This is a genomic window from Prosthecobacter sp. (genome assembly GCF_046154365.1).
Classification (GTDB): domain Bacteria; phylum Verrucomicrobiota; class Verrucomicrobiia; order Verrucomicrobiales; family Verrucomicrobiaceae; genus Prosthecobacter.
Genome location: NZ_JBJXFV010000048.1, coordinates 1 through 6,602 on the forward strand (window position 1 = coordinate 1; position 6,602 = coordinate 6,602).

Genomic DNA, 6,602 nt, shown 5'->3' on the forward strand with positions numbered 1-6,602 from the left:
ACTGCTCGCGGTGCTGTGCTTGGTGGCGGTGCTGTCGTTTCTCATCGTTTCGGCTGTTTCCATTTCAAAACAGCATGGCGACATGCAGCAGGCGCGGCAGGGCGTGATGCGCGCACGCCAACTGGCGGAGATGGGCGTGGCGGTGGCCGCGCATCCGATGATCCAGCCGGGCGATCCGCTGTTGCGGCGAAAGGTGTCGGGCATCGAGCGCTTTGAAGTGATCCTCAGCACGGAGGAAAGCAGGCTGAACCTGAATGCGCTGCTCACGGAGGAGCGCCTGCCGCTGCTGGAGCGCATCTTTGCCGCGTGGGGCATTTCTCCGGCGGATGCCCAGAGCCTCGCGGCGACGCTGATGGACTGGACGGATGCGGATGACCTGAAACGTCGGCCCGACAGCGCGGAGAAACTCGATTACGCCATGATGGGGTTTCCCGACCGGCCGTTGAATCGCCAACTGCTCAGCCTTGACGAAGTCGATCTGATGCTGCGTGCGGATGAAATCCAGGCCGCCAAGCCGGACTGGCGCTCTTTTTTCACCCTGCGCGGCAATGGGCAACTGGATGTGAACATGGCCTCCGCCGAAGTCCTCGCCGCTGCGACGGGGGCGTCGCTGGAAAATGCGCAACAGCTCGTGCAGAAGCGCAGCGGGCTGGATGAACTGCCGCAAACGGAGGATGATATGCCGTTGGCAAGTCTCGAGGAGGCGCTGGCGCTGCTGGGCCTGGCCGGACAGCAGGCGGCGGAAATCACGCCGTTGCTGACGCTGCATGGCACGACGCTGCGCATCGAAAGCATCGGTACGGCGGGGGATGCGCGCTGTGGGATCGCGGTGCTGGTGCGCAAGAATGAAGGCACGCCACGCATCACCGAGTGGCGCGAATTTCCTGTGGAAGGAGCACGCCAACTTTGATGATCATGCCGTTTCAACGTCCAGCGTTATCAGCGCTCAGCTTCCCAGGTGAAGCTGCTAGGGAGTCATGGACTTGCGGCGCCGACGGCGTCTGGAAGCGTGGCGAGTTTGCCGCTGGCGGCGTGATGGGCGTCGAAACCATCGCCTTTGACAGTGCGCCGTTCTGGTCTCTCAACCTTGCCGACTCACCCGCCGAGGCCGTGGCGTTGCGCTGGGAGGGCTTTGGCCTGACCAACGCCGGCGGGGCGCAGTTGTGGGCGCACTGGCCGGTCACGCGCAAGGGCAAACAGGTGCTCGTGGCCACGCTGGCGCTCGCGGCGGAAGCCGCCGGTCCCGATTGGGAGAACTCCCGTGCCGCAGGATTTGAACCCAGCGCCCGCATGCTGCCGCTGCCGGACAACGGGCTGGTCGTGTGGCAGGAGCTGGGGCGTCAGGTGGTGGCGTTCACGCGTGAGGCGCAACTGCTGCACGTCACCGTGCTTACTTCGCGCCGGCTGGATGCGGACGCGGCCTTTGAACTGCGCGACTTGGCCGCCGCGCTGCAAACTCACGGTTTCATCGACGCGATCGCCGCCATTCATGTGTGGACGCGCTGCGAGACGGATTTCGCTCCGCAACTGGCCTGTTTGTTTGAAGAGGCCGACGTCATCAAGGAACCACGGCCTGACCCACGGCTTCCCGCAGCAGCCAGCGGCCTGCTGCCGGCGCAGGTGGCGGCGCTGCGGCAGCAACAACGGCTCAAGCAGCGGCAGTTGCTGCTGCTGGCGACGGCGGCGCTGGTTTACCTGTGCTTCTTCGGGGCCTGGTGGCTGCGCCTGCAATGGCGTGAGTCGCGTTTGAATCAAACGGACCTGCAAATGGCCGCCACGCAGCCGGAGATCGATCTCGTGCGCGAGGCACAAGGACACTGGCTGGAGATGGAGGGCGCGATCAACCCCGACCTGTATCCGGTGGAGCTGTTCCACCAAATCGTGTCACTGCTGCCGAACGAAGGCATTCGTTTGAAGGAGTTTCAAATCGCGGACGGCAGGCTCATCGTGAGCGGCGAGGCGACGACCGTCAATCACGCGCTCGGATTCAAGGACCGGCTGGTCGCATGCGAGCCATTGCAGCGCTACCACTGGAATTTCCCCGTGCCGGCGATTCGTGAGGACAACCGCGCGGAGTTCCGCGCCGAAGGAACACTCAGCGGAGGATCTGCGCATGAAGGCCAGTGAACGTCGGCTGCTCATGATTCTGGCCGTGCTGGCCGCCTTAGCCGGCGGTGCCATCCTGACGCAGCGTCTGTTGGGCCGACAGCATGCCATTGAGCGGCGGGAACAGTCGCTCGAACTGCAGCAGATGGAGGCGCAGGCGATGCTGGCCGAGGCCGGGCTGTGGAAGCAGCGTCTTGACTGGCTGCAGGCCAATCAGCCCACCATGACGAGCGAGAGCCAGGCCAGCGAGAAATTGCTCGAAGAAATGCTGGCCGCAGCGGGCAAGCACAACCTGGTGGTGCAGAAGCAGCAGTTGCACGAAGCTTCCCGGCAGGCCTTTTTTCATGAAGTGGGGGTGACGCTCACCGTCCTCGGCGATCTGCCCGATGTCTTCCGCTGGATGCATGGCCTGCTGACGCCGGCATCCTTCCAGCTGGTGTCCCAGTTGAAAATTGTGCCGGATGCCAAAGACAAAACCAAGGTCATCGCCACGGTGCGCATCAACCGCCGCCATGCGCCAGCCATCACCGCCGTTGCAACGCCGCAGGAGGGGGCAGGATCATGAAGCGTGTCCTGGCCATGCTTGCCATCCTGTGCTGCGGATTTGCACTCGCCGAGGAGGCCGCAGTGTTCACCGCGCCCCAAGTTTATCCCGTGGAGCGCTATGAAACCGGCTGGAGCAAAAATCCGTTCACCTTGAAAACCGCGCCGGTGGCGGTGGAAAACGCCCCATTTGCCAGGGATCTCGCCATCGGTGCCTACTATGGCGACACCGCCAATCCCACCATCGTGATCGTCAATACGAAGACCAACGAGCGCATCAGCCTCAAAAAAGGTCAGCCGGCCGCCAACGGCATGCAACTCGGCCACGTCACGCTCGGCGGCAGCCGCAAGGACATCACCGCCGCAGTCACGCTTGGTGCGGAAACCTCCGAAATCCGCTACAATGACAGCTATCTCAAACAGGTGGCCGCTGCCGAGGTGTCCAAGTCACCCGCGGTTCAGCAGCAACTACACCAGCAGCAAATGCGTCAGCCGCCTGGCTCTCCTCTCAGAATTCCCATGCCGCAGCCACCGGTCCAGCCAGGCCAGGCTGCTCCGCCTGGCACGGCTCGTGTGGGTGGCTCTTCCGTGCTCCCAGGCCAGCAGGGTGCCGCGCCGCAGCCCGTCTTGTCGCAGCTTGGCGTGCCGCAGCCCGGCACGGTAGCGCTCACGGTCTCGCCAGCAGCCAATAGCACCGGCGGCAATCCGAATTTGACGGTTTCCATCGGCACGCAGCCGGGCACCACGCCTTCCACCTCTCTTGTTTCACAGGCGGGCAATCCCAACACCTCTCCGGTGCCGGTGCGGCGCCGTTTGATCTCACCCGTGGTCAATGAGTCCGCGCTTCCGCCATGAACATCCGCTCCGCCGTCATCATGAAATTGACCTGTAAAATCGACCTGCTCTGCGCCGCCGTCCTGTGCATGGTTCCCGGGTTCCTGGCGGCGCAGAACGCTCCTGTCCCGCCGCAGCGGATCCGACCGGCAAACGCAGATGCACTCCTGCCCGCGCCGGCAAGCGCTCCCATAAACGCACCGGCTCCGCCTGCCGCCGCGCCACCGCCGGCCTCCGGCAAAAACGCCATCGGCTTCACCGCCACGCCGCTCGCTGAAGTCCTGGGCGAATACTATCGGGTGACGGGCCGCCGCGTGCTCAAAGACCGCGGCCTCGAAAGTGCCACCGTCACCATCGAAGTGCCCGGCGAGTTCAGTGATGAAGAGTACCGCTCCATCATCGAAAAAGGCCTGCTAATGCACGGCTATGCGCTGGTTCCCAGCGGGGCGGATCTGTTCAAGCTCGTCGCCGCCGAGCAGGGCACCTCGCCTTCGTCACAGGGCGTGCCGATGATTCTGCGCGCCGCCGACCTGCCCGACAGTGACCAGGTGGTCTCCCATGTCATCGAACTCAGCAATCTACAGGCCGAAGAAGCCTCCACCGCTTTCCAGCAGCTCATCCCGCTGCATCCGTATGGCAAAATCCTCGCCATGTCGAATGCCAGGGCCTTGGTGATCACCGAAGCCTCACAGACCATTCGGGCTTACCTCGATCTCGCCAAGCAGGTGGACGTGCCGCCCATGGAAACCGTCCAGCAGACCATCCGCTTAGAGCGTTCAGAGGCCACCGAAGTCGTTGAGCAGCTCAACGCCTTCTTGGGCCTCGGCGGCAGCGGTAGCGGCGGCGGCGGTGCGCTCCGCAGTGCTGCTGGTCAGGCACCAGCGTTTGGGGGGGCTCCTGGAGCAGTGGCAGCCGGCGGGACAGCGGCTTCAATCGGTGGTGCTGCCGGAGGTGTCAGCCCCGAGGCTTCCAAACCCATCATTCAGGCCATTGCACGCACCAACAGCCTGCTGATCGTCGCACGTCCGGTGGACATGCAAAAGATTGAACGCCTCGTGCTTGAACTCGATGCCGAGTCCACCTCCACACGGTATTTCTCACGCAAGTTGAAGTACCTCGATCTCACCGTGTTTCTGGGCATCGCCGAAAAGGCTCTTCAGAGAAATGCCAAAGGCACCGGTCAAAGCGGCATCCCCCAGCAGAACACCCCCGCGACGCCAACCAGCAACACTTTTGGCAGCAACACCTCCAATTCAGCCTTCGGCTCCAATTCAGGCATGGGCTCCAGTCTCGGTGGTGGTCTTGGTTCCGGGATGTCGGGTTCGAGTTCCTTCGGTTCAGGATCGAGCACGCCCCTGGAAGTCACCAAAAAGCCCATCAGCGTGCTGATCGGCAACACGCTGGTCATTGCCGATCCCGCCAGCTCGAAATTTTTCGCCAGCGGCCCGCCGGAGCAGATCAAGGCCCTCGAAGAACTGGCCGATGAGCTGGATGTGCGCCCACGCCAGATCCTGCTCTCCGCCATCATCGGCGAATTCACGCTTGGCGACGACTTCAACTTTGGTCTCGACTGGATTCAAACACTCAAGCAGGCCGGTGGTGACGGTCTCGTCGGTGGTGTGCTCAACACACAAGGCACCGCCTTTGCCAATCCATCCAACTTGAGGGACATCGCGGGCTTCCTCGGTGCCGGCGGACCTTCCGCGCTCAGCGGCCTCACCGCCTACGGTCAGATCAACAAAAACCTCAACATCTTCCTCCAGACCCTCGAAAGCACCCGGCGCTTCCATGTGCTGCAGAAGCCCACCATCACCGCGCTCAATCATCAGTCCGCCAGCATCTACATCGGCCAGCAGATCGCCATCGCCGGGCAGACCTACACCAACGGCGCCGGCGGTGTTGGCGGTCTTGGCTTCACCAGCACTACGCAGTACATTCCCGTGCGCCTCCAGCTCGACATCACGCCGCACATTTACAATGACAACGAAGTCATGCTCGAATTCAAACAGCAGAACAACGACGTCTCCGGCTTCACCACCATCAGCGGCAACCGCGTGCCCAACATCTCTGAGCAGGGCATGCAGAACAGCCTCATCGTCCCTGACCGTGCCACCGCCATGCTCGGCGGCCTCATCACCGAACGTGACACCAAGAACAAGAGCGGCCTGCCGTTCCTCGTGCGCATTCCCATCATCAAGCATCTCTTCGGCAGCACCAACACCACCAAAGAACGGCGTGAGATGATGATCTTCGTCCAGCCGCGCATCCTGCCGGATGAAGCCTCCCACATGCTGGAGCAGGCCCGCATCGGCGATGGCAGTGAGAGTTTTGACAAAGCCTTCCAGTTCGAAAACATGCCCGAAACCATCGTCCCGCGTGCCATCCCAGCTCGCGCAGACAAGCCCAACGACCTCCTCCCACCGCCGGGCGCGGTGGCGACGCCGAAGAAGTCCATTTTTAGCCGGATCAAGGGTCTGTTTCAAAGATCGAAGGCAGAGTAGTAATTCCATGCCCGACCCAGTCCTGACCCAGCGTGCTGACAAATATCTGCATCACATCCGCGTCTTCAAAACACGCACCATTGCCACTCAAGCGTGTGCGCGAGGGAATGTGATGATCGGCGGTCAGCCGGTGAAGGCGTCGCGGGATTTGAAGCCGGGGGATGTGCTGGAAGTCGTGCGCGGTGAGCTGCGGCTCAAGCTGCGAGTGACCGCCTTTTCACCACAGCGGCTCGGCGCACCCCGCGTGCCGGAGTTCAGCGAAGACCTCACGCCGCCGGAGTGTTATCAAAAGGCAGCGGAGGCAAGACGGGAGCGTGCGCTGATCACGCCACATGCACATGAGATGATCGCCAAGCCGGACAAGAAGCAACTGCGTGACCTGCGGAAGTTCTGGGAAGAGCACGGTGAGTAGCCGCATTCGCCAGAATGCGGATGTGGCATGTGTGCAGGAGGCTCCACGCTCTGGCGAGCGTGGCTACGCGGTGTAGCCGCATTCGCCAGAATGCGGATGTGGCATGTGTGCAGGATGCTCCACGCTCTGGCGAGCGTGGCTACGCGGTGTAGCCGCATTCGCCAGAATGCGGATGTGGCATGTGTGCAGGATGCTCCACGCTCTGG

The 6,602-nt window shown here is 62.7% G+C and carries 6 protein-coding genes; all 6 read left to right on the forward strand.

All coding sequences use genetic code 11. From position 1 onward, the window contains the following. Positions 1–910 (forward strand): general secretion pathway protein GspK (locus tag ACKVY0_RS05130; protein WP_409213713.1); only part of this gene is annotated, 910 nt, incomplete at its 5' end. Between the two features lie 5 nt (positions 911–915). Beyond that, positions 916–2,127 carry a hypothetical protein gene (locus tag ACKVY0_RS05135; protein WP_409213714.1) on the forward strand — a complete coding sequence of 404 codons (1,212 nt, stop codon included), beginning with the start codon at positions 916–918 and terminating at the stop codon, positions 2,125–2,127. A 13-nt stretch (positions 2,128–2,140) separates the two neighbouring features. Beyond that, on the forward strand, positions 2,141–2,671 hold the full coding sequence (locus tag ACKVY0_RS05140) for a hypothetical protein (protein WP_409213715.1): 531 nt from the start codon (positions 2,141–2,143) through the stop codon (positions 2,669–2,671). A 14-nt stretch (positions 2,672–2,685) separates the two neighbouring features. After that, positions 2,686–3,504, forward strand: a complete 819-nt coding sequence (locus ACKVY0_RS05145; RefSeq protein WP_409213716.1) for a hypothetical protein — start codon at positions 2,686–2,688, stop codon at positions 3,502–3,504. A 20-nt stretch (positions 3,505–3,524) separates the two neighbouring features. Beyond that, positions 3,525–5,984 carry a secretin N-terminal domain-containing protein gene (locus ACKVY0_RS05150; protein WP_409213717.1) on the forward strand — a complete coding sequence of 820 codons (2,460 nt, stop codon included), beginning with the start codon at positions 3,525–3,527 and terminating at the stop codon, positions 5,982–5,984. 7 nt (positions 5,985–5,991) lie between these two features. Further along, on the forward strand, positions 5,992–6,396 hold the full coding sequence (locus ACKVY0_RS05155) for an RNA-binding S4 domain-containing protein (RefSeq protein WP_409213718.1): 405 nt from the start codon (positions 5,992–5,994) through the stop codon (positions 6,394–6,396). The last annotated feature ends 206 nt before the right edge of the window (positions 6,397–6,602 follow it).